Genomic DNA, 23,011 nt, shown 5'->3' on the forward strand with positions numbered 1-23,011 from the left:
ACCGGCCAGGACCGGCTAGGACCGGCTAGGACCGGCTAGAAGACGATCAGGGCGCGTCCGCCGCGCGCCTGACGCATCGCGTCGAATGCCGCCGGGATCCCGTCGAGGTCGATGCGGTCGGTCACCAGGGACCGGAGGTCGAGGCGGCCCGATCGCGCATGGTCCGCCAGCACCGGCAGGTCCACCGCGGGATCGCAGTTGCCGTAGACGCATCCCGCGAGCGTCCTGCCCCAGTGGAAGATCTCCAGTGCGTTGAACGTGACCTGCTGGTCCTTGCCTCCGATGCCCACCACCGTCGTACGTCCGCCGCGTCGCGTGGACTCCCAGGCCGTACGGATGGTCTGCGCCCGGCCCACACACTCCACCGCGACGTCCGCGCCGCGGCCGCCGGTCAGCCCGCGTACCTCCTTGGCCGTCTTGTCCGAGGCGAGTACGTAGTCCGTGGCGCCGGCGGCGAGCGCGAGGGCTTCTTTCCCGGGCGACACGTCGACCGCGACGATCCGCCCGGCGCCCGCGATCCGCGCGGCCTGCAGCGTCGCGAGGCCGACGCCCCCGACGCCGTACACCACGACGGACTCGCCCTCGCGCACCGCGGCCGAGTGGTGCACGGCCCCGTAGCCGGTCAGGACGGCGCAGCCGAGCAGGGCCGCGTCGGCGAGGTCGATGCCGTCCGGCACCGGCAGCAGGCAGTTCTCGGAGACGACGGTCTCCTCGGCGAAGGCGGCGACGTTGAGTCCCGGATGCAGTTCGGTACCGTCCGGCCTGCGGGCGTAGACGGAGGCGGCACCGGCGAGTGCGTTGTCGCACAGCCACCCCTCGCCGATCAGGCACGCCGGGCAAGTGCCGCAGGACGGCGCCCAGTTGAGGATCACCTCGGAACCGGCCCGTACCGCCGTGACCCCCTCGCCGACGGCGAGCACGGTACCGGCGCCCTCGTGGCCGAGTACGCACGGTGTGGGCACCCGCATGGTGCCGTCGGCGAGCGAGAGGTCGGAGTGGCAGACGCCGGCGGCGGCGAGACGGACCCGCACCTGGCCGGGGCCCGGCTCGGGCAGCTCGATCTCGGCGATCTCCAGCGGGGCTCCGACGGCGGGCAGGACAGCGGCGCGGACCATGTTCTCGATGCCTCCGGGTACGGGGGGGCGGTAGGGATACGGGAGGGGCGGGATACGGGCGGGGCGGGATACGGGCGACGGGGGCGGGGTGACGCGAGGGGGCACACCTGACACCCGCCCCCGCCCGCGTCAGAACTGCAGGGATTTCGTCTGCAGGTACTCCCCGAGCCCGTGCGGACCCAGTTCGCGCCCCACGCCCGACTGCTTGTAACCACCGAACGGGGCCTGCGGGTTGAAGCGTCCGCCGTTGATGTCGACCTGCCCGGTCTCCAGGCGGCGGGCGAAGGCCACCGCCGTGTCCTCGTCGGCCGCCCAGACGGCGCCCGCGAGGCCGTACACCGTGCCGTTGGCGATACGGACGGCGTCGTCCTCGTCCTCGTACGCGATGAGGGACAGGACGGGGCCGAAGATCTCCTCCTGGGCGACGGTCATCTCCGGGGTGACGTCGGCAAAGACGGTGGGGCTGACGAAGTAGCCCCGCTCGTGCGGCGGTTCGGCGCCGCCCGCGACGACCCTGGCACCCTCGGCCACGCCCTTCTCGATGTATCCGCGGACCCGGTCGTGCTGCTTGGCGTTCACCACGGGGCCGATACGGTCGCCGTACTTGGCCGCGGCGGCCCCGGCCAGCGACACCGCCTCGTCGTACGCGTCGCGGTGCACCAGCATGCGGGTCCAGGCGCTGCACGTCTGGCCGGAGTTGGACATGACGTTGGCGACGCCGACGTTGACCGCCTTGGCGAGGTCCGCGCCCGGCAGGATGACGTTCGCCGACTTGCCGCCGAGTTCGAGGGCGACGGGCTTGACCGCGGCGCCGGCCGCGGCGCCGATCTGCCGGCCGACCGCGGTGGAGCCGGTGAACGAGACGAGGTCCACGCCCTCGTGGGTGACCAGCGCCTGCCCGGCCTCCGGGCCGCGCCCGGTGACGAGGTTGAACACGCCTGCGGGAAGCCCCGCTTCGTGTACGGCCTCGGCGAAAAGCTGGGCGACAAGCGGGGTGTCCTCGGCCGGCTTGAGCACCATCGTGCAGCCGGCCGCCAGCGCGGGCGCCGCCTTGGCGACGATCTGGTGCAGCGGGTAGTTCCAGGGGGTGACCGCGCCGACCACGCCGATCGGTTCGTGCAGCACGGTGGAGTTCCCGATGCGCTCCTCGAAGGGGTACGTGGCGGCGAGTTCGGCGTAGGAACCGGCCACCGCGATCGGCACGCTCGCGTGCACGGCCTGCGAGAAGCCGATCGGCGAGCCGAGTTCGGCGGTGACGGTCTCCGCGATCTCGTCCTTGCGGGCGGCGAGTACGTCCCGCAGGGCGGCCAGCTTGGCGCCGCGTTCGGCGGGCGGAGTCGCCGCCCAGCCGGGCAGCGCGGCTCGGGCGGCGCGCACGGCCGCGTCCACGTCCTCCACGGTGCCGGCCGGGACGGTCGCGATCACCTGCTCGTCGACCGGGTTGACCACCTCGATCCCGTCCTGGCCCGCGGCGGCTCGCCACTCGCCACCGATGTACATCGCGTCATGGGCCTTCATCGCTGTCCTCCAGGCATCGCTGCGTCGTCCGACCCAAACTAGCGGTGTTAGTTTTCAGACGCCAGTGCCTCACGGAGCCGACCGCGCTGCGAGCCGGTCGAACAGCAGGCTCCCTGGGCCCGTACCCCTAACCCCCGTCGCGGCGGGCGGCCTCCGGGATCTGGCCGGTCCGCGCTTCGGGCCGCTCACCGCGCTCCTTCCTCGCCGGCCGCAGCGGACGGCGGGGGCGCTGTCCGGTACGCCCGCCGCCCCGCAGACTGAGCCCCGCGGCGCCGAGCAACAGGGCGCCGAGGGTGAGGAACGGGGCGCCGACACCGGCCACGCCCGCGATCAGGCCGGCCGCCGCGGGGGCCGCGACCTGGCCGAGGCGGTTGCCGGTCAGGCGCAGGGCCAGGGCCGTGGAACGTGCGCTGTCGGGCGCCGCCTGGACGACCGTGGTCATGGACAGGGGCTGCCCGACCCCGAGGCAGAATCCGAGCACGGACAGGACCACGGCCAGTGCCGCGACCGGCAGCGGCAGTGCGACCGCGGCGCACAACAGGGCCGCGATCAGGCAGGTCACGGTCAGCAGGGCGGTACGGCCGAACAGCCGGATCATCGGAGTCATCACCAGCCGGCACGCCACCGTGGCAGCCGCCCTCAGGCTCAGCAGCACACCGACGGTGGCGGGAGCGATACCCCGGTGCTCGCCGACGACCGGGAGATAGGCGGTGAGGATGTCGGTGGCGGAGAGCACCGCCAGGCTGATGAAGATGCCGGCCGGGACGCCGCGCGTACGCAGTATCCCGCCGACCGGCACCCGGTCCGCGCGCTCCGGCGCCGGAGCGCAGTCGCGCCGGTGCTCGAGACGCCAGGTGGAGGTGAGCGAGACGGCTCCGACCACCGCGGCCACGACGAGGGCGAGCGCGCTGGTCCGGTCCAGTTCTCCGTCCCGTGCCGAGATCAGCCAACCGGCCGCGACCGGGCCGATCAGCTGGCCGAGCGAGGCGCCGATGGTGAAGTGGCCGAAGTTGCGGTCCTGTTGGTCCGGGGCCGACTGCCGGGCCACGAGGGACTGTGCACCGATGACGAAGCAGAGGTGGCCGAGGCCCATCACCCCGCTGAAGGCGGCCATCGCCGGAAGCGATCCGGCGACACCGCTGAGCGCGCAGCCACCCGAGATGAGGACGACGCCGACCGGAAGCAGCGGTGCGCAGCGCCCGTGGTCGGTACGACGGCCGAGCGGTACGGCGGCGAAGAGCGGGAGCAGCGCGTAGACGCCGGCGATGACGCCCACGGCGCGTTCGTCGGCGCCCAGGGCGAGAGCCCGGTAGGAGACGGCGGGCCGCGCCATCGACACCGCCGCCTGCGCGAAGCTGAAGGCGATGACGAGGCGAAGCAGCCAGCCCCTGCCGGGCTCCTGGTTGTCGCTCATGACCTCAGATGATCCCCAACACTCAGATGGTCCCGAACAGCAGCCCGGCGCCGAGCACCACCAGGCAGGTCAGCGCCGCCCATTTGACGGTGAACCGGGTGTGGTCGCCGAACTCGACCTTGGCCATGCCGACCAGGACGTACACCGCGGGTACCAGCGGGCTCGACATGTGCAGCGGCTGGCCGACGAGGGAGGCGCGGGCGATCTCGACGGGCGAGATGCCGTGTGCGGCGCCCGCTTCCGCGAGGACCGGCACGATGCCGAAGTAGAAGCCGTCGTTGGACATGAAGTACGTCAACGGGACGGAGAGCAGGCCGGTGACCAGGCCCATGTGCGGGCCCATGGAGTCCGGGATCGCGCCGACCAGCCACTTGGCCATGTGGTCCACCATGCCGGTGCCCTGCAGCACTCCGGTGAAGACGGCTGCGGCGAAGACCATGCCGGAGACGTTCAGGACGTTCTCCGCGTGCGCGCCGATCCGGGCCTTCTGGTCGGGCATGTGCGGAAAGTTGACCGTCAGGGCGAGGGCGGCGCCGAGCAGGAACAGCACCGGGATCGGCAGCAGCTGCATGATCATGGCGGTCAGCAGCGCGACGGTGAGGAGCGCGTTGAACCAGTACAGCTTGGGGCGCAGCGTCGGCCGGTTCGGATCGAGGGCCTGGAAGGCCTCGTCGTCGTCCGCGGGAGCGGCGGACGCCGGAGCTCCTCCCGAGGCCCCGCTGACGGCCGCGGCGCCCGCTCCGGCAGTCGCCCCCGACCCGGCGGACTTGCCTCGAGCGGCCTTACGAAGACGTCCGTCGCCCCGGCCCGACGTGCCGGAGTCACCCTCGGCCGCCGCCCCGTCCCCGGCACCGACCAGCACCGTCTCCGACTCGTTCGCCTCGCGGCCGAGCGCCTCGTCCAGGGTGAGCACGCCGAGGCGCTTGCGCTCGCGCAGGCCGAGGACGTACGCCAGGAACAGGACGGCGACCAGGCCGACGGCGAGCGCGGGGACCATCGGTACGAAGACCTCGGTCGCGTCGAGCTTCAGCGCGGTCGCGACACGGGCCGTCGGTCCGCCCCAGGGCAGGGTGTTCATCACGCCGTTGGCCATGGCCGCGACACCGGTCATCACGACCAGGCTCATCTTGAGGCGCTTGTACAGGGGGTACATCGCCGAGACCGTGATCATGAACGTGGTCGAACCGTCGCCGTCGAGCGAGACGATCGCCGCGAGCACGGCGGTACCGACGACGATGCGCATCGGGTCGGCCTGGCAGAAGCGAAGGATCGCCCGGACGATCGGGTCGAAGAGGCCGACGTCGATCATCACGCCGAAGTAGACGATCGCGAACATCAGCATCGCCGCGGTGGGCGCGAGATCCGTGACGCCTTCGAGGACGTAGTCACCGAGTTGCGCCCCCTGACCCACGAACACGCAGAACAGCGCGGGGATCAGGACCAGAGCCGCGATCGGCGACATCTTCTTCAGCATGATCAGGACCAGGAAGGTCGCGATCATGGCGAAGCCAAGGATGGTCAGCATGGAGATACCTAACGTTCGCCTTTGAACTCCCACCTGGGACGGCGGTTCCGGACGACGTTAGGGCGCGAAAACTTTTGTTAACAAGTAGTTGACGCGCGAGCAATACGCGCAAAACTCCAGGTCACAGCCGCGTGACGGTCGATCGGTCGGATACGGGCCCACCTGCCTGCGCAAACACCCGCGGGCGACCCCTCAGCCGGCAGGACCGATCTGGACGGGTACGCCGTTCAGTACGGCCGTCCCGGAGAGCGGGTCGAGCAGCGAACCGTCGAGCAGCTGGTTGCTGTTCACGCCGGGCCGGGCGGCCGCCACCGACATCCGGGTTTCCGGGCGGTCGTGGCCCCAGCCGTGCGGGAGGCTCACCACGCCGGCGCGGACCGTGTCGGTGAGCTCGGCCGGTGCGACCACCTCGCCGCCGTCGCTCTTGACGCTGACCAGGGCGCCGTCGGTGACGCCGAGGCGGGCCGCGTCCTCGGGGTGGATCTGGAGCGTGCAGCGGTTGGAACCGCCGTTCAGGGACGGCACGTTGTGCATCCAGCTGTTGTTGGACCGTAGGTGGCGGCGGCCGACGAGGACCAGCCCCGCGGGCCGGTCACGTAGTGCCCGGCGCAGTCGTGGCAGGTCGTCGGCGATCGCCTGCGGGTACAGCTCGATACGGCCGGAGCGGGTGGACAGGACCTGCGGGACGCGCGGCTCGAGCGGGCCGAGGTCGATACCGTGCGGGCGGTCGAGCAGCCGGTCCAGGGTCAGACCGTCCGGGTCGGCGCCGAAGCCGTCTCCGTACGGGCCGAGCCGGAGCATCATGTCGAGCCGCCGCTCGGTGCCGTCGTCCCCGCTGAGCAGGCCGGCGAGCTCTCCGGGGTCGCGTCCGTACACACTCTGCAGCGGATCGGACACGGCCTTGCCGAGGACGCGCTCGACGACCATGGCGTCGACGCTGCCGGTTGGCACGTCGGGGCGGGAGGACACGGCGAGGACCAGCCGGGCGAGGATCTCGGACTCGCCAGGCACGCCGTCGTCGGTCGGCACGGGCGCACGGTTGTAGCGGACCTGATTGCGTACGGCCAGGGCGTTGAAGGCGAAGTCGAAGTGGGGGCTGCGCGACGGCGGCGGGGGCGGGAGGACGACGTGCGCGTGGCGCGAGGTCTCGTTCAGATAGGGGTCGACGCTCACCATGAAGTCCAGTCCGCCGAGCGCCCGGTCGAGCCGGTGGCCGTCCGGCGCGGAGAGCACCGGATTGGCGGCGATCGCGACGACGGCGCGGATCCGGCCGTCTCCCGGGGTGTCGATCTCCTCGGCGAGGGCGGCGATCGGATACTCGCCCTTGACCTCGGGGTGGCCCCCGGCCCTGCTGTGCGTGCGGCCGGTCCTGAATCCCCGGCCCGGGCCGGCGGGCCGCGGCGCACGGGCGGTGGCCGACAGCGGGAACATCGCACCGCCCGGGCGGTCGAGATTCCCGGTGAGCACGTTGAGCACGTCCACCAGCCAACTGGCGAGAGTCCCGTGCGCGACGGTGCAACTGCCGATGCGGCCGTACACGGCGGCGGTCTCGGCGGCGGCCAGCTCGCGGGCCATGGCGCGGATCTCCGCGGGCGGTACGTCACAGGCGGCGCCGGCCGCCTCGGGGGTGAACTCGGCCACGGCGCGCCGCACTTCGTCGATGCCCTCGACGTGCTCGGCGAGCGCCCCCGGCGCGGTGAGTCCTTCCTCGTACAGGACGTGCACGAGCGCGGCCAGGAGCAGCGCGTCGGTGCCGGGTCGGACGGGGACGTGGCGGTCGGCGAGGTCCGCGGTGCGGGTGCGGCGCGGATCGATGACGGTGAGGGTGCCGCCGCGGCGCCTCAGCGCCTTGAGCCGGCCGGGGAAGTCCGGGGCGGTGCACAGGCTGCCGTTGGACTCCAGCGGATTGGCGCCGATCAGGAGGAGGTGGTCGGTGCGGTCGAGGTCGGGCACGGGAATGGCGAACGGGTCGCCGTACAGCAGTCCGCACGCCACATGCTTGGGCATCTGGTCGAGCGTGCTGGCGGTGAACAGATTCCGGGTGCCGAGCGTGGAGAGCAGTACCGGCGGATAGAGCTGGCCGGCCATGGTGTGCACATTCGGATTGCCGAGGACCACGCCGACGGCGTCCGGACCGTGCTCCTGAACCAGCGGGCGCAACCCCGCGGCCACCGCGGCGAACGCCTCCTCCCAGTCGGCCTCGCGCAGCCGCCCGCCCTCCCGGACGAGGGGGCGCCGCAGACGGTCCGGGTCCGCGTCGAGCTGCCCGAAGGAGGCGCCCTTCGGGCAGATGAACCCGCTGCTGAAGACGTCGTCGCGGTCACCGCGCGCGCCGCTCACGGTGGTGCCTTCGATGGTGAGGGTCAGTCCGCAGGTGGCCTCGCAGAGCGGGCAGACACGCTGGGCGGTACGGGACGAGTCGGTGGGACGCATCAGCCCTCCCGGGGGCGGCGGCTACGGTGGCGCGCTGACACCTCGGAGCATACCGACTGGTATGCACGTCGGGCAGGGGGTGGCGGGAATCGGTTGGGCGTGGGTCCGGATCGGGATGTACTGCGTGCGTACGCCGGGGGCGGGACGTCGTGCGTCAGTCCAGGGACTGGGCGAGGTACGCGTGCAGCAGGACGCGCGTCTCGGCCACCAGTTCCGCGTCTCCGGAGGCGTCGGCGCGGAAGGCGAGTTGAAGCAGGGCGTCGGCCGCCTCCACGCAGACCAGCAGGGTGCGGCGGAACCCCTCGTCGAGCGGGCGCCCGAGGCGTCCCGCGAGGAGCGCGCCGATCCGGTCGGCCACCTGTTGGTTGACGTCGACGCCGGACGGTGCGCCGAAGTCGACCAGGGCGAATCCGGGGACGACCCGCTTCATCGCCAGGTACTCGTCCAGGGCCACGTCGATGGCGGGACGCCAGTCACCGGGCGGCAGTTCACCGACCCGGTCCTCGATGCGCTCCGCGTAACGGTCGAGGTTGCGCACGGCGAGAGCGTCGGCCATGGCGCGCTTGTTGCCGAAGAAGCGGTACACCGAGCCGATCGGGACTCCCGCGCGGTCTGCCACCGCCCGGGTCGTCAGCTCCTCGTACCCGATCTCGTCGAGCAGAGTGGCGCAGGCGTCGAGAATGCGGGCCAGACGTATCGCGCTGCGCTGCTGGACGGGTTCCCGGCGCAGGGAACCGGCCGTCGAACGGGTGAAGGACACATGTTCCATCATGCCTCGAACGTAGGGTCGGCGGACTGAGCGGGTCGGCCGCCGGGGCTTCGACTTGTCAACGGGTGCCTGTGCAGAGCGAATTCGGCGGCAGCCGTCGGTCAGGCGATGAGCAGCGTCAGGCCTCCCAGGGTGTACGCGATCATCAGGGCGAGCATGGGCAGTTGCCCGGCCACCGCCTTGGCCGCCGGGAAGAGCCGTACCGAGCGGTCGTGTGCGGCGACCACGCCCAGCACGTGGCCGCTCACGATCGCCACCACCTGCAGCACCGCGAGGCCGCCCGGCGACAGCGGCGGTTCGGGCGCGACGGGTCGGTCCGCTCCCGCGGCGAGCGCGAGCGTGCGGGGCCCCTCGGTGAGGAGGAGGGTGAAGTAGTGGGCGACGAGATAGCCGAGGGCGATCGGTACGAGCGAGTGGGCGAAGTCGCCGAGCGGGTGTTCCGCACCGCCGAGGAAGCGCGTCACTCCGGCGCACAGGGCGTACAGAGCCGCTACCAGGGCCACCGCACCGCACAGACCGAGCGTCGCCGTGGTGGTGCGGCCCAGCGGGGAGGTCTGCACGGTGGTGATCCACGAGGGTGCGTCCGAGAACCCGTCGTACGCGGTGGAGCCGAGCATCACGCAGACCACGGCGACGAGTCCGGGCACCCGCTCCGTCGCGTCCAGGCCGTGCAGAGGGTTGCGCAGGACGAGGCGGCCGTCGCGGCGACGACCCCACGGGGACAGGCGCGCGACGAGCGTCGAGTACGCCTCGAAGGCGTCACCCCGGGCGAACCAGCCCTCGCCGTATCGCGCGGCGGCGACCAGGTGCAGTACCGCGTAACAGCCGAGGAAGACCAGCAGCGTGGTGCGGGACGCGGGCTCGGGTGCGGCGAGTTCGAGCCAGGTGAAGGCGAGCAGGCCGGCCGCGGCGGGCCACAGTCCCAGGCGCGCGGGTGGGATCCGGTCCGTTCGCCCGGCCCCGCGCCGAGCACCGAGCGCGGCCCGCTGGAGCAGCCGGTGCACGGTCCGCAGCGGGTTCATCAGGCGCCAGATCGGCCCGAGGAGCAGCGATGCGGGGACCAGGCCGACCCAGAACAGGACGTAGACGCTCCCGGGCGCCGGATTGCGCTCCGGATCGTCGGGGCCGAGTACGAGGTGGAGTGCGACGAACAGCGCGGCAGCCAGGCCGAGTCCGCGCAGCACCAGGCGGACGGCACGGGCATCGACGGCGCGCTCGACCGCGGCGGGCAGCGCGATCCCCGACCGGTCGCCGCGAAAGCGTGATGCGGACCAGAGCAGACCGAGCGCGAGGAACGAGACGAACAGCGCTGCGAAGGCACCGGCGAAGGCGTAGAACGGCGAGATCGGCAGATCGTGCTGCGAGCCCACCCCGTGGGCGAGGAGCGCCGGCCCCACCGGGCTCACCGGACCGCCAGTTGTGTCAGCAACAGCCCCGATTCATGGGTCTCGACCTCGAAGAGCCCGCTGCGGTCGGCGGTGAAGGTCAGGGTGGCGGCCCGGCCCGGTGACAGTTGCGCCTCGCGGTCGTAGCCGTGCACATGCAGCGTGTCGGAGCGGTCGCTGGTCACGTTCAGGCGTATGCGCTCGCCCTTCTTCACCTCGATACGTCCGGGTGCCGGGGCGACCTCGCCGTCGGACACGGTGATCTTCACGGTCCGGCCGGTGGCTCCCTCGGGCTTGTCCGCGCCGCCCCCGTCGCCACCGGGGTGGCTGTGTCCGCTGCCGCCGGCCGACGCAGTGACCTCGGCGTTCGCCTCGATCGCCGTCCCGTCCACGGCCCACACCGTGTGATCGTCCGCATGGAGGCGGATGGTGATCTTGTGGGTTCCACGCGGCACCGCACTGCCCGGCAGATGGTGCCAACTGCCGTACACCCGGGCCACCTTGTGATCGTCCACGTACAGGTGCGCGTGCCCGCGCCCCGGCAGGGCCGCGCCGCCGGCACTGTCCGGGGTGAAGCGGAACCTGCTCACGGACACCTTGACGTTCCAGCCGTCCTCGGAGTCCGGCCGTACGCTCAGCTCGGCCGACGGGGCGTCGTCGCGCGGCACTTGACGCAGGCGGTGGCCGGACTCGTCCTCGGCCTCGAGCAGTTCGCCCACCGGGCCGCTCGCCTCCTCGTGTCCGGTACCCGGCTTGTGGTGCGTGGTCGGCCTGCCTCCACAACCGCTCAGGAGGGCGACGGCAAGGACGGCCGCCAGCGCGGAGACCAGGGCGGCACCCACCGGCCGGCCCCCCGCCCGTGCGGTACGCGCGCCCGCTCGCCCCGCCGTCACGCCGGAGCCCCTTGCGCCCCGGCCGCCGCGGGGCCACCGCTCTGCCCGTCCCGCGCGGCGGCGCCCGCGGGCTCGGTCGCACGGCCGGCCGTCGCGACGACCGCCCAGAGCACCCAGACCACACCGAGCAGCGCCCGGAGCCAGGCCGGGCCCAGCGGGATCCACGGAATCATCCACACCGCCTTGTCGAAGGCGTCGAGCAGGGCGAGGACACCGAGCGCGACGGTGACCCAGCCGAATCCGGACCGACCACCGCGGCGTATCGCGAGACCGACGCCGATCCACCAGACGGCCGTCAACAGCAGCGCGATCGCCGGGACATAGGTGGCGGTCAGTCCCGTCGAGGCGCCGGCCACGTCGAGCCCAAGTCCGGCAAGTCCCGCCGCAGAAGCGGCCGTTGCCAGCCGGTCGTGCCGGAGTCTGCGCCACCAGAGCAGACCGCCGACCAGGGCGAGCACCGCCGCTGTGCCCACGGCGAGCTGCATCTCGATGCGCTCGACGCCCCGGGCCCCGTACCAGTCGCAGCCCGCCGGTAGCCGCCGCGCCCGTACGTCGTAGTCGGCGCAGACCAGGAGATGGGCGAGCTTGGCGGGTTCGCCGGCCAGTCGGTCGGCGCCGCCGGAGACGTCGCCGCGGCGCTCGCCGCAGGTGGGCAGGGTGCGCGGGGTGGAGGCTCCGGCGTCGCCCTGCCAGCAGTTGCCCTCGCCCTGGCCGTCCCACCAGACGTCCGTACGGTTGGGCCGGTCGCGGCCGGCCTTGTCGGTGCCCAGGCGGTTGCCGGCGTACCGGTTGTGGTGGGACGTGTCGGTCTGCTTGGACCAGGCCGACTCGCCGCGGATGAAGGCGGGTACGGCGCTCAGGAAGAAGCCGGCGCGGTCGTGGCCGTAGACCCAGTTGTCCTCGTAGATGTTCCAGTTGCCGCCCGCGGTGATGATGCCGGAGCCGGGTGGCATGGAGATCTGCGGGCAGACGACGCCGTCCTCGTACCCGCGCTCGGCCGGCGGCTTGGCGCAGGTGCCGTCGGCGACGTGGCGGTAGTAGTCCTCGTTGTTGTCGTGGATCAGGTTGCGCTCGAACTTGGCGTGGTTCTGCGGCAGTCCGGGGTGGCCGGGGAAGGCGGAGTCCATGGAGGCGCCGCCCATGTTGTGGTCGAACTCGTTGTCGTGGACCCAGACGGAGTCGCCCGCGGTGCCGGAGTAGCCGACCATGTTGTGGTGGCTGTGGCAGCCGGTGATCTCGATGGAGTAGCGCGGGACGTCGTAGCCGCGGCCGTTGTTGATGTCGGAGGCGCTGCCCGGGTAGATGCCCGAGTCGCCGTTGCCGTACGACTCGCAGTCCTTGTACAGGCCGTGGTCGCTGGCGAAGGTCAAGAAGCCGTACTCGTCGTTCCAGCGGGTCAGGACGTCGTCGATGACGAAGCCGTCACCGGCCAGGACGTAGAGGGAGTTGAACGTGGTCCGCTGGGCGGTGAAGTTCTTGAAGTAGACCCCGTCGGAGCGGTCCGCGCGGATGGCGTTCAGCTTCCGGTACTTGGCGTCGACGACGACATCGGTGCGCGCAGCTCCGGTGCCCTCGATCTGCAGGTTCTTCTTGCCGATGATCGCGACGAGGTTCTGGTTGTGCGGGCATCGCTTCTGCTGGGCGTACGACAGGATCTGGTAGCCGAGCTGCGAGTCGGGGGCCTCGAGGCGTGCGCAGGCGCCGCGCGGCTTCGGCTGGGAGGGCTCCTCCTCGTAGAGGCCGGGCAGCATCGCGATGTTCATGCCGGGTTCGTCCACGGCGTCCACCGCCGCCTGAAGATGCTGGAAGCCGTTGTCCTGGCAGCGGTCGAAGAGCTCGAGATTCCGCTTGCGCAGGTCCTGGGGGAAGGCGGCGATCCGGCGCTCGAAGTCCTTCCGGTCCTTCTTGCAGACCAGGAGGTCGGGCGCGCCGCCGCGATGGTCGGGCACGCTGCCCGAGCCGTCCGGGAACGCGACCGGCCGCTCCTCGTGAGCGGCTGCGGCCGGCGCGAGGAGGGCGACGAGCAGCACGGTGATCAGGGCCGCCAGTGCGGCGTGGAGCCTGCGGGGCCAGGACATGCCCGGGAGAGTAGAGCAATGCTCATGTTTTTTGACCCCCTCCGACAGGAACTCGTACCGACCGAGCGGGAACTCGTACCGAAGCCCTGCCGCAGGGCGGGCCCTTCCGGCCGTCGCGCCCCTCTTGCCGCCGGGGTCGCGGAATCCTACGGTGATACATAGGAATCGTGACGAGGGAGCGAACATGAGCGGGGACCCGCGCAAGACCGCCGAGGGCCTGACGTACCTGACGGGATTCGGCAACGAACACAGCTCGGAGGCGGTCCCCGGAGCACTCCCGCTGGGCCGCAACTCACCGCAGCGCGCCCCGCTCGGGCTGTACGCGGAGCAGCTCAGCGGCACCGCGTTCACCGAGCCCCGCGCGCACAACCGCCGCTCCTGGCTCTACCGGATCCGCCCGTCGGCCGCCCACCCGGCCTTCACCCGCGCGGGGAACGGCGGGATCGCCACCGCACCGTTCACCGACTCCGTGCCCGACCCGAACCGGCTGCGCTGGAACCCGCTGCCCGATCCGGCCCCGGGCACCGACTTCGTCGACGGCCTCCACACCCTCGGCGGCAACGGCGACGCGGCCCAGCGCACCGGCATGGCGGTGCACCTCTATCACGCCAACTCCTCGATGCAGCGCCGGGTGTTCAGCAGCGCGGACGGCGAACTGCTCATCGTCCCCGAGCGCGGCGGACTGCTGATCCGCACCGAGTTCGGCCTGCTGCACGCCGAACCGCGGCACGTCGCCCTGATCCCGCGCGGAGTCCGCTTCCGCGTCGAACTGCTCGAGGACAGCGCCCGCGGATACGTGTGCGAGAACTACGGGGCGGCGTTCCAGCTCCCCGACCTCGGCCCGATCGGCGCCAACGGCCTGGCCAACGCACGCGACTTCCAGGCCCCCGCGGCCGCCTACGAGGACATCGAGGAACCCGTCGAGGTGATCAACAAGTTCTGCGGGAACCTCTGGCGGGCCACCTACGACCACTCGCCCCTCGACGTCGTCGCCTGGCACGGGAACCACGTGCCGTACGTCTACGACCTGACCCGCTTCAACGTCATGGGCACCATCAGCTACGACCACCCCGACCCGTCGATCTTCACCGTCCTCACCTCCCCCTCCGACACCCCGGGTCTCGCGGGCGTCGACTTCGTCGTCTTCGCCCCGCGCTGGCTGGTGGGCGAGGACACCTTCCGCCCGCCGTACTTCCACCGGAACGTGATGAGCGAGTACATGGGCCTGATCGAGGGGGCCTACGACGCGAAGGCGGAGGGCTTCGTGCCGGGCGGCGGCTCGCTGCACAACATGATGTCGGCGCACGGCCCGGACCGGGACACCTTCCGGCGGGCCAGCGAGGCGGACCTCGTGCCGCAGCGCATCGACGACGGCCTGGCCTTCATGTTCGAGACGCGCTGGCCGGTCACGCTCACCCCGGCAGCGGCCACCGCGGACCACCTCCAGACGGGCTACGACGACGTGTGGCAGGGTCTTGAGCGGCACTTCCGGTCCTGACAGGGCGGCGGTGCCGCGACCCGGTCCACCGACCGCGCGTCCCTCGTGAGCCGTCCCGTCGCACGAGGGACCTCACGTCGTACGACCCCATGCCGGCCCGGAGCAGTTCGGAGTAGTCGTGACCGCCTTTGCACCGGACTCGATCGTCCTGAACCGCAAACTGCCCCTCTGGTATCAGGTGTCGCAGTCGCTGCGCGCCTCGATACTGGGCCGGCCGGCCGAGGCCCCGCTCCGGCTGCCGACCGAGGAACAACTCGCCCTGCACTACGGGGTGAGCGTCCTGACCATGCGCCAGGCCCTCAAGGAACTCGAGGACGAGGGCCTGATCAGCCGGCACCGCAGGCGCGGCACCTTCATCGAGCCGAGCGCCCGACGCGGCGCGCCCGTGCGGCTGCTCGGTTCGGTGGACGCGATCGTCGCCCAGCAGTCCGGGATGCACACGCGGATCCTGGACAGCGGCCCCGGCCCGGTGCCGCCCGAACTCGCCGAGCACTTCCCGGGCCTCGACCGGGTGGCGACGTACCACCGGCTGCGCCGCGACGAGAAGACCGACGAGCCGACGAACCACGCCCACAACTGGGTGCGTCCCGACGTCGCCGACCGCGTGACGCTCGAGGACCTGCGGCGCTGGCCGATGACCAAGGTCCTGCGGGACGTGGTCGGGGTCCGGATCAGCCGGATCACCGACACCGTGGAGGCCCGCCTGGCCGATCCGGACACGGCCCGGCTGCTCGAAGTCCCGCTGCTCAGCCCGATCCTGCACTACACCGGCATCACCTACGACGAGGAGGGACGGGTCCTGGACGTGGCGCGCATCCACTATCGCGGCGACCGCTTCTCCTTCACCGTGACCCTCGACGCGCACTGAATCCGACCGCGCTTCTCCCCCGTGCCCGCAATCCCAGGTCCGCCCCCTGATCGACACACGCTCACCTGGGTACGATGCTGAACGTGACGCACGACGACGCGCCGCTGCTCGCGGACCTCATGCCGTGGTCGGTCGCACCGTGGCGGCTCGGCCGCTCCTGGCCGATGGCCCCGGACGCCGGATCGCTCACCGCTCGCTGGAACGCCTTCGTACGCGCCGAGGGCGCCGATCGCGCCGCGCTGCTGCAGCCCAGCCGGTCCCGCACCCTGCGCACCGCCGTGGCCCAACTGCCCGGCCAGGCCTCGGGAACGGGCCGCCTCGCGCAGGCCTCGGGCCGCTGTCCCGAGCCCGTGCGGGTGGCGCACGGGCCGTTCGACGAGCAGTGGCTGATACCCGACCACCGGCTGATCGACGCGGCTCGCCCCGAGCTGTGGCGGGTCGCCGACCCGCAGCAGCTCTTCCTCGTCGAACAGGGCCGTGTGCCCGATGCGGGCGGTCCTGAGGTCCTGGCGACCGGGCTGCTGCCGGACGGCCGCTCCCCCGCCGGACGCCCGGGCCGCATCCGGCCGCTGTACCGCAGACCCACGGGCGTGGAGCCGAACCTGGCTCCCGGCCTGCTCGAACTCCTCGGCTCCCGTCTCGGACTCCCGGTCACTGCCGAAGACGTCCTGACCTGGGCGCTCGCCACCGCGTACGTCGACGCCAAGGGCTGCCGCGTACCGCTGACCGACGATCCCGACGTGTGGGCCCACGGCGTGGACCTCGGCCATCGCATGCTCTGGCTGATGCTGCGCAGCGGCGAACGGCCGAAGCTGCCCGGCGGCCGACGGCCCTACGTACGAGCCCCGTTGCCGGCCCGGCCGGCCGAACTGCTCTACGACCGCGAGGAAGAGACCCTGGAAGTGGGCGAGGGCCGCATTTCCCCGGTGCCGGCCGAGGCATGGGACTTCCGCGTGAGCGGGGTCCGCGTGGTCGAGCTCTGGTTCGAGCGCCGCACGGCGCCCACCGAACCCGGCACCCTGTCGGCGATCCGCCCCGCGAAGTGGCCGCAGGAATGGACCTCGGAGCTCCTCGAGCTGATCACGGTACTCGCCCTGCTGTCCGAACTGCAGCCCCGGCAGACGGAGTTGCGCGCATCTCTGGCCGGTCCCGGGGGCATCACCGCGGAGGCCCTGCGCAAGTCCGCAGTACTGCCGGTGCCGGAACATCTGCGCCGCCCCGCATCGGTCCTCGACCATCCCGAGGAGGGCCCGGACGGGCAGTTCGCGCTCCTGTGACCGGTTCGGTCCATTGATCAGGAACGTTGTCAACGCCCCTGACCACTGCATCTAGGTCTTGTCGTCCGCAATCCGGTGAAGGCGCCCGCGCGCGACGAGTTCCAGGACGACGGCCACCGACACCGCCTGTACCGCGAGCAACGCGACCAGGACGAACAGCTGGACCGCTCCGGCCTGTACGGGCGACGCGCCGCCGAGCAGCATGCCGACGAACGCACCGGGGAGGGTGACCAGACCGACCGTGCGGGTCTGGTCCAGACCGGGGATCAGGGCGTCCGACGCCGCCGGCCTGGCCACTTCGAGGCGCGCCTCCGCGTCCTGCAGACCGAGCGCGAGACCGGCTTCCACCTCACCGTGTCTGTTCTCCAGTTCGTCCAGGGCCCGCCTGCCGCCCAGAACCGTGGCGGTGAGCGCGCCTCCGATCAGGATGCCGGTGATGGGGATCAGCGCGATCCCGTCCAGTGGCACCAGGCCCGTGAGGAGCAGCACCGCGACGACGGGCACCACCGAGACGCCGATCGGCAGGGCGGCCAGGCGCCAGGTGCGGTTCGGGGTGATACGGCGCCCGGCTGTCCACACGGCCACGGCGTACATCATCGCGACGAAGGCGAGAAGCAGGGGCACGGACCGGACGACCCAGCCGATCAGCACGGAGACGACGGCGAGTTGGACGGCTGCTCTGGCGCCGGCCGTCGCGATCTCCCGGGCCCGGCCGCGGCCCGCGTCGGGAGCCAGCCGCGCCAACGCGGCGACCAGTACGGCGACGATCAGGAGGGCGGCGAGCACCGCCCCGAGTACCGCGTTGACGGGCAGAAGCACGGAAGCGGCGTACGCGGTCACGCGCACACCTTAGACCGCCTCGTACGGAAGAGGTGGTGGGCAGCTGACTCACACCGGGACGCGGCTGCGCGCCGTGGGGATGACGGGCGCGGGTGCGTGCCGTGGGGATGGCGGCGCCGAGAGCGCGGCGCCGCGTCGACCGGTGTGGCCGTATTTCGCCGGGTCGGGGCGGCTGCCGGTGAGCGTCGCTCCGGCGGCCGCCGGGAGATGGTGGGACGCGGCCGACGAGGTCGGCCGGGTCGGTCAGCGGCCTCCGAACAGAGTCCGGGTGAGCCGCCGCAGCGGTGCGAACAGCGAGACCCGCCGCATGCGGGCAACACGTCCGGTGCGCTCGTGCGTCACCTCACGGGAAGTCAGCTCACGCATCAGCGACGTCGCCTCGGCCGACTCACGCTGCGGGACGGCAGGACCGCCGAGCACCGAGAGATGGCGGTCGAGACGCGAGCTGGTCGCGCTGCTCCCGCAGTTGATCGCAGGGACTCGCGCCCTGCTGCGCACTGTTATCTGTTCCATGTCACTCCCCACCCGTACGAGGCACCCGGCCCGGGCAGGTTAACCCTATCGCCCCGTTGCAACACTCGTGTATCCCGGGCTCAGGATTCACCTTCCCCATAAGGGTGTTGACGAATACTCTCCGAATGCGCCTGATTTCAGGTCGAGTTGGACACAACCCTGCTCGGTGATCGCTGCTCCTCGACCGAAGTGGGGTGCACCTTCCACACTCGGGAGTACATGCACGCGAGCGCGGTAGCTTTGTGAGGAAAGGCACGCTGCGGATGGAGGTTCGCCCGTGAGCGAGGGGCCGGACGGGGAACGGCTGATCGCCGGGCGGTATCGACTCCTCGCCCGCCTGGGCGAGGGCGGCATGGGCACCGTGTGGCGGGCGCAGGACGAGTTGCTGCACCGCGAGGTCGCGGTGAAGGAGGTCCGCGCACCGGCGGGCCTGCCGGCAGCCGATGTCGAGCGGCTCTACGCCCGTCTCGAGCGGGAGGCGTGGGCGGCGGCCCGGATCACTCATCGTGGCGTGGTCACCGTCTATGACGTCGCGGGCGAGGAACAGCGGCCGTGGATCGTCATGGAACTGGTGCGCGGGCTCTCGCTCGCCGAGGTGCTCGAGGCGGAGGGGCCGCTGACCACACGGCGCGCGGCTCACATCGGTGCGGAGTTGCTCTCTGCGCTGCGCGCCGCCCACGAGGCGGGCGTACTGCACCGGGACGTCAAGCCGGCGAACGTCCTGCTGGCCAACGACGGCCGTGTGGTGCTGACGGATTTCGGGATCGCGCGGCTCGAGGGGACGTCCGCCCTCACGATGACCGGCGAGATGGTCGGCTCGCCGGAGTTCCTCGCCCCGGAACAGGCGCTCGGCGAGACACCGCGGCCCGAGTCGGACCTGTGGTCGCTCGGGGTGCTGCTGTACGCGGCGACGGAGGGGCTGTCGCCGTTCCGGCAGGAGACTCCGCTGTCCACGCTGCGTGCGGTCGTCGACGACGAACTGCCTCCGCCGCGCCGGGCGGGCGTCCTCGCTCCGCTCGTCCAGGGACTGTTGCACAAGGATCCCGCCCAGCGACTCGCGGCGGAGAGCGCCGAGCGCGATCTGCGGCTGATCGCGGCGGGTGGTGCTCCGCGCGGGAGCGCCGCGGCATCCGGCGCACCGGATCGGCCGGCGGCCGGTCTGCCCACGGTGACGCGGGGGGCTGCGTCCGAGGCGGGCGGATCAGCGTCCACGGCGGATCCGTCCGCTCCGGCTGAGCACGGCTCCCCCGCACCGCACGGCGACAACTCCGGCTCGCAGCCGTCGCGTTCACGCCAGACCACGGCGTTGATCGTCGCCGGAGTGGCCGCGCTCGTACTCGCGGTCAGCGGTCTCGCGTACGTCCTGCTCGACCGCGACGCAGGCACCGACGGCCGTGGGGGCGGAGGCGGCGGTACGGAGCAGGGGCGGAGCGACGGCGGCCGGCAGGGCGGCGAAGAGGGCAAGGGAGGCAGCGGCGGCGCGGGCGACACCACGAGTCCCGCACCGGACGACGGGAGTACGGACGACGGCGCGGGCGGCGGAGAGCAAGGGAGCGGCGGGGACGGGGAGGGGGACTCGGACGACGACGCGACCACGCCTCCCCCGCAGTCCGTGCGGGCGCATGTCATGGCGGTGCGGGGCGACTACACCGGTTCGTGCCCGCCATCGGGCGCCGAGGCTCCGTCCTTCAGAGCCACGATCACGGTCGGGCGGACTCCTGCGCGGGTGCAGTACCGGTGGGTGACGCGAAGCGGGGCGCCCACGGATCCGGCCTGGAAGACGGTGCAGTTCGCGGCGGAGGGCGGCAAATCGAAGGAAGTGAGCCACACGGAGACCGGCCACGATCCGGACGGAACGGTGCGCAACCGGATCGGCGTCGAGGTCCGGCAGCCGCTCGCGGTGCGGTCGGAGACGATCGCGTACAGCCTGACCTGCGAGCAGGAGCCCCCGACGGGCGGGGGCTCCTACACGCCGAACGCGCGTTGAACGGCGGGGCGTCTACGCGGCGGAGGTGAAGGCCGGCAGATAGCCGCCCGACTGTCCCGCGGCGGTCGGGTGGTACGACTCGCCGATGTTCGTCCAGTTGACGCTGTGCAGCCAGGCGTCAGCGGAGCAGATCTCGTGCCCGGTGAACTTGCCGGCGACGTCGGCGAAGGCGAAGCCGTGGTCGGCGACGCTCTTCTGGGTGGTCTCGTTCAGGAGATCGGCTGCCGAGTTGATGGCCGCACGCTCGCCTTCGGTCAGCCCGGCGACGCAGCTGCCCTCGAGTTGATAGAAGCGCGGGTAGCCGAGTACGACGACCTGGGCGTCAGGGGCCTTGTCGCTGATGGCCGAATAGGTCGAGTCGAGCCGGCCCGGCAGGGTGCCGGTGACGAAGCTCTTGGCCTCCTCGACCCGGGCTACGCAGTTGGCCTCGGACTGCAGGACGCAGGTCATCATGACGTCGGCGAAGCCGGCGTCATTGCCGCCGATGGACAGCGAGACCAGCGAGGTGGCCGAATTCACCGGGCCCAACTGGTTGTTGACGACATCGCTGGTGACCGCTCCGGAACAGGCCGTGAAGTCGAAGGACGACGGGGCGTTGGCCGCGGCCCACAGCACCGGGTAGGCGTTGTTGCTGCGTTTGCAGTCGCCGCTTCCGCTGTCGTAGTCACCGGCTCCCACGCCGGACGAGTAGGAGTCGCCGAGAGCCACGTAGTTGGCGGCGGCGGTGGACGAGTCGGCATGCACCGCTCCTGCTCCGGCCAGGGTCAGGCCGGCGGCGAGGAGCAGGGAGGACGCGTATGCCGTGATGCGGGACAGCCTCATAGGACCTCCGTGGGGGGAGAGGGCAGGGTCTCTGCCACCTCTCTTGTTACCCACACGTAAGTCCCATGGGTATGTTCATGTCAAGAGGGTTCCGAGGAGGAACCTTCACGACCTTCGCGTTTGAAGCAGAATTCGCTCACGTACCTCCCAACTCGCCCTCCACAGAGGCCACATGACGGTGCGTCGGCTACGCCGGAGTGGCCGTTCTCGGCGTCTTGACGCGCCGATACCGGCTGCGCGACATTGAAGCCCGGCATCCGGCGCGTCGGGGGGCAAAGACGCCAATGCAGACGATCAGTGACAACCCATCAGCACCGAGACCGGACCGCCGCTCATCGCGGCCGCCGGACGTCCTCGACCGGAACGAGCGCGAGGCGGCTCCCGTCGCACGCGGCGTGCCCATCGCGTTCCTGACCGGTGCGGCGGTCGCGGTGGCTGCCGTCGGGGCCGTGCTGGCCTTCACCGGAAGCGACTCACCGCTGCGCGGGCCCTGCACCTTGTTCCTGCTGCTCGCGGCCCCGGCGGGCGCGCTCGCCGTCGCGCTGCGCGAACTCGAGCCGCTCGGAAGGGCGGTGGCCGCATCGGCGGGGGCCCTCGCGGTCGATCTGCTGGTCGCCCAGGGCATGCTCGCGCTCCATGCCTGGTCGATTCGCGGCGGCGTCACGGCAGTGCTGGCGATCAGCCTGCTGATCCTCGTGGCGGCCGGGGCACGGCGTCCGCATCGCGGGCGCCCGGCGGGAAGCGGGGTCCATTGACGTGGACATCGCCGTGTATCGCCCCGGCGAACTCACCGCCGCCGACCGGGCGGCATGGACAGCCATGCAGTCCAAGGCCCACCTGGAAGGCGCCGAGGCACTGTCCAATCCGTTCCTGTCACCGGAGTTCACCCTGGCAGCAGGACGCTGCCGGCGCGGCGTCCGGGTCGCGGTGGTCCGCGAGGGCGGCGAACCCGCGGCGTTCTTCCCCTACCAGCGCACGTCCCTGGGTGTGGGGCGGGCACTGGGGCTCGGGGTGTCCGACTGCCAGGGTCCGGTGCACCGGTCCGGGTTCGACTGCGATCCGGTGGAACTGCTCGACGCCTGCGGACTCGCGGTCTGGGAGTTCGACCATCTGGTGCACAGCGATGGGCCGTTCGCCGCTGTCGCGGCCGCGCACTTCGCGTCGCCGGTGATCGACGTGGACCGCGGATACGAGCCATATCTGGCCGAACTCCGGGCCCGTTCACCGAAGTTCACGAAGACCACGCTCGCCAAGGAGCGGCGGCTAGGACGCGATGCGGGCAGCCTGCGGTACGTGCACGACGAACGCGATCCGGCCGTCCTGCGCACCCTGATGGAGTGGAAGTCCGCGCAGTACCGCCGCACCGGACGCAGCGACCGCTTCGCGCACCCGTGGATCACCCGGCTCGTGGAGCAGCTCTTCCACACCCGGTCACCGTCCGCCGCCGGCATTCTCTCGGTGCTCTACGCCGGCGACCGACCGGTCGCGGCCCATTTCGGGCTTCGCTCCGAACGGATACTCGCGTGCTGGTTCCCCGCCTACGACCCGGCGTTCGCGAAATACTCGCCCGGCCTCGTGCTCCATCTGCGTATGGCGGAAGGTGCGGCCGGCGACGGAATCGCCCATCTCGATCTGGGACGAGGCCCGAAGGAATACAAGGATTCCCTCAGGACACGCGATCTCTTCGTGTCCGAGGGCTGGGTGACGCGCCGTCACCCCGTGGCGTCCGTACACCGGGCACGACGCGCTCCGGCACGCGCAGTGCGCAACGCCGTGGTCGCTCGCCCCGAACTCTTCGGGCCCGCGGACAAGTTACTCAAAAGGATCGGAAAGATCCGTTCGGGTAAGTAGCGCAGATAACGAATAAACGCAGACGCTTGTCCCAGGTCTTGCCATAGAGTCTCAATCGTCAATACCGTCATGGAACCACCCGCAATGGCTCATCGGTAAAGGCTCCGGGGGAGGGCTCAGGAGCGCGATGCCGGCCGGAGCGGGGCGCGGTAGGGGGGTGCCGTGCTCGGCGCAAGCATGTCTGCCGAGCCAAGTGCCGCACGGCCAGAAATTCCAGCTCGTCCA

Annotated in this window: 18 protein-coding genes; 6 read left to right on the forward strand and 12 right to left on the reverse strand. The window is 71.5% G+C overall.

What is annotated here, in order from left to right; translation table 11 throughout:
- Positions 1–35 precede the first annotated feature (35 nt).
- From DSC45_RS09515 to DSC45_RS09555, 9 genes are all read right to left on the reverse strand, one after another.
- Entirely contained in the window at positions 36–1,115 is a 1,080-nt protein-coding gene (locus tag DSC45_RS09515; RefSeq protein WP_119289027.1) for a Zn-dependent alcohol dehydrogenase, read from the reverse strand.
- Positions 1,116–1,244: 129 nt separating this feature from the next.
- A complete protein-coding gene (locus DSC45_RS09520; RefSeq protein ID WP_119289029.1) occupies positions 1,245–2,633 on the reverse strand; it encodes an aldehyde dehydrogenase family protein in 1,389 nt (462 codons plus the stop codon).
- A 127-nt stretch (positions 2,634–2,760) separates the two neighbouring features.
- Entirely contained in the window at positions 2,761–4,047 is a 1,287-nt protein-coding gene (locus DSC45_RS09525) for an MFS transporter (RefSeq protein ID WP_119289031.1), read from the reverse strand.
- Between the two features lie 22 nt (positions 4,048–4,069).
- Entirely contained in the window at positions 4,070–5,572 is a 1,503-nt protein-coding gene (locus DSC45_RS09530) for a CitMHS family transporter (protein WP_119289033.1), read from the reverse strand.
- A gap of 192 nt (positions 5,573–5,764) precedes the next feature.
- A complete protein-coding gene (locus DSC45_RS09535; protein ID WP_119289035.1) occupies positions 5,765–8,005 on the reverse strand; it encodes a molybdopterin oxidoreductase family protein in 2,241 nt (746 codons plus the stop codon).
- Positions 8,006–8,159: 154 nt separating this feature from the next.
- Positions 8,160–8,777 (reverse strand): TetR/AcrR family transcriptional regulator, encoded by a 618-nt coding sequence (locus DSC45_RS09540; RefSeq protein ID WP_240434552.1) that lies wholly within the window; start codon positions 8,775–8,777, stop codon positions 8,160–8,162.
- Positions 8,778–8,875: 98 nt separating this feature from the next.
- Positions 8,876–10,180 (reverse strand): hypothetical protein, encoded by a 1,305-nt coding sequence (locus DSC45_RS09545; protein ID WP_119289039.1) that lies wholly within the window; start codon positions 10,178–10,180, stop codon positions 8,876–8,878.
- Positions 10,177–10,989, reverse strand: coding sequence for a cupredoxin domain-containing protein (locus DSC45_RS09550; RefSeq protein WP_240434566.1), 813 nt, complete (start codon positions 10,987–10,989; stop codon positions 10,177–10,179). The genes DSC45_RS09545 and DSC45_RS09550 overlap by 4 nt, the downstream gene beginning before the upstream one ends.
- A 59-nt stretch (positions 10,990–11,048) precedes the next feature.
- Positions 11,049–13,130 carry a right-handed parallel beta-helix repeat-containing protein gene (locus DSC45_RS09555; RefSeq protein ID WP_119289042.1) on the reverse strand — a complete coding sequence of 694 codons (2,082 nt, stop codon included), beginning with the start codon at positions 13,128–13,130 and terminating at the stop codon, positions 11,049–11,051.
- 184 nt (positions 13,131–13,314) lie between these two features.
- Here DSC45_RS09555 and hmgA point away from each other — a divergent pair, with 184 nt between their 5' ends.
- The 3 genes from hmgA to DSC45_RS09570 all read left to right on the forward strand — a co-directional run bounded on the left by hmgA (position 13,315) and on the right by DSC45_RS09570 (position 16,773).
- The gene (hmgA, locus tag DSC45_RS09560; RefSeq protein ID WP_119289044.1) at positions 13,315–14,628 is read left to right on the forward strand and encodes a homogentisate 1,2-dioxygenase; all 1,314 of its coding nucleotides are present in this window, start codon (positions 13,315–13,317) and stop codon (positions 14,626–14,628) included.
- A gap of 118 nt (positions 14,629–14,746) precedes the next feature.
- A complete protein-coding gene (locus DSC45_RS09565) occupies positions 14,747–15,496 on the forward strand; it encodes a GntR family transcriptional regulator (protein WP_119289046.1) in 750 nt (249 codons plus the stop codon).
- 74 nt (positions 15,497–15,570) lie between these two features.
- Positions 15,571–16,773 (forward strand): type ISP restriction/modification enzyme, encoded by a 1,203-nt coding sequence (locus DSC45_RS09570; RefSeq protein WP_205571287.1) that lies wholly within the window; start codon positions 15,571–15,573, stop codon positions 16,771–16,773.
- Positions 16,774–16,824: 51 nt separating this feature from the next.
- On the opposite strand, the gene DSC45_RS09575 is transcribed toward DSC45_RS09570, so the two are convergent.
- Positions 16,825–17,592, reverse strand: coding sequence for an ABC transporter permease (locus DSC45_RS09575; protein WP_119289244.1), 768 nt, complete (start codon positions 17,590–17,592; stop codon positions 16,825–16,827).
- A gap of 264 nt (positions 17,593–17,856) precedes the next feature.
- Complete coding sequence (locus DSC45_RS09580) at positions 17,857–18,126, reverse strand: hypothetical protein (RefSeq protein WP_119289047.1); 270 nt, start codon at positions 18,124–18,126, stop codon at positions 17,857–17,859.
- Between the two features lie 352 nt (positions 18,127–18,478).
- Here DSC45_RS09580 and DSC45_RS09585 point away from each other — a divergent pair, with 352 nt between their 5' ends.
- Complete coding sequence (locus tag DSC45_RS09585) at positions 18,479–20,113, forward strand: serine/threonine-protein kinase (RefSeq protein WP_205571295.1); 1,635 nt, start codon at positions 18,479–18,481, stop codon at positions 20,111–20,113.
- Positions 20,114–20,125: 12 nt separating this feature from the next.
- Here DSC45_RS09585 and DSC45_RS09590 read toward each other — a convergent pair whose 3' ends face one another.
- Positions 20,126–20,935, reverse strand: a complete 810-nt coding sequence (locus tag DSC45_RS09590) for an SGNH/GDSL hydrolase family protein (RefSeq protein WP_119289049.1) — start codon at positions 20,933–20,935, stop codon at positions 20,126–20,128.
- Positions 20,936–21,132: 197 nt separating this feature from the next.
- Between DSC45_RS09590 and DSC45_RS36285 the strand changes: the two genes are divergently transcribed.
- On the forward strand, positions 21,133–21,690 hold the full coding sequence (locus tag DSC45_RS36285) for a hypothetical protein (RefSeq protein WP_240434553.1): 558 nt from the start codon (positions 21,133–21,135) through the stop codon (positions 21,688–21,690).
- Position 21,691: 1 nt separating this feature from the next.
- Complete coding sequence (locus DSC45_RS09600) at positions 21,692–22,786, forward strand: GNAT family N-acetyltransferase (RefSeq protein ID WP_119289051.1); 1,095 nt, start codon at positions 21,692–21,694, stop codon at positions 22,784–22,786.
- The last annotated feature ends 225 nt before the right edge of the window (positions 22,787–23,011 follow it).

Origin of the sequence: Streptomyces sp. YIM 130001 (assembly GCF_003574445.1) — a bacterium.
GTDB lineage: Bacteria > Actinomycetota > Actinomycetes > Streptomycetales > Streptomycetaceae > Streptomyces.

Excerpts from the sequence above, each read along its gene's own strand:
- DSC45_RS09525 (WP_119289031.1), bottom strand. The coding sequence starts at position 4,047 with ATGAGCGACAACCAGGAGCCCGGCAGGGGCTGGCTGCTTCGCCTCGTC.
- DSC45_RS09580 (WP_119289047.1), bottom strand. The coding sequence starts at position 18,126 with ATGGAACAGATAACAGTGCGCAGCAGGGCGCGAGTCCCTGCGATCAAC.
- hmgA (WP_119289044.1), top strand. The coding sequence starts at position 13,315 with ATGAGCGGGGACCCGCGCAAGACCGCCGAGGGCCTGACGTACCTGACG.
- DSC45_RS09535 (WP_119289035.1), bottom strand. The coding sequence starts at position 8,005 with ATGCGTCCCACCGACTCGTCCCGTACCGCCCAGCGTGTCTGCCCGCTC.
- DSC45_RS09590 (WP_119289049.1), bottom strand. The coding sequence starts at position 20,935 with ATGAGGCTGTCCCGCATCACGGCATACGCGTCCTCCCTGCTCCTCGCC.
- DSC45_RS09585 (WP_205571295.1), top strand. The coding sequence starts at position 18,479 with ATGGGCACCGTGTGGCGGGCGCAGGACGAGTTGCTGCACCGCGAGGTC.
- DSC45_RS09515 (WP_119289027.1), bottom strand. The coding sequence starts at position 1,115 with ATGGTCCGCGCCGCTGTCCTGCCCGCCGTCGGAGCCCCGCTGGAGATC.
- DSC45_RS09540 (WP_240434552.1), bottom strand. The coding sequence starts at position 8,777 with ATGATGGAACATGTGTCCTTCACCCGTTCGACGGCCGGTTCCCTGCGC.
- DSC45_RS09520 (WP_119289029.1), bottom strand. The coding sequence starts at position 2,633 with ATGAAGGCCCATGACGCGATGTACATCGGTGGCGAGTGGCGAGCCGCC.
- DSC45_RS09530 (WP_119289033.1), bottom strand. The coding sequence starts at position 5,572 with ATGCTGACCATCCTTGGCTTCGCCATGATCGCGACCTTCCTGGTCCTG.
- DSC45_RS09570 (WP_205571287.1), top strand. The coding sequence starts at position 15,571 with ATGCTGAACGTGACGCACGACGACGCGCCGCTGCTCGCGGACCTCATG.
- DSC45_RS09555 (WP_119289042.1), bottom strand. The coding sequence starts at position 13,130 with ATGTCCTGGCCCCGCAGGCTCCACGCCGCACTGGCGGCCCTGATCACC.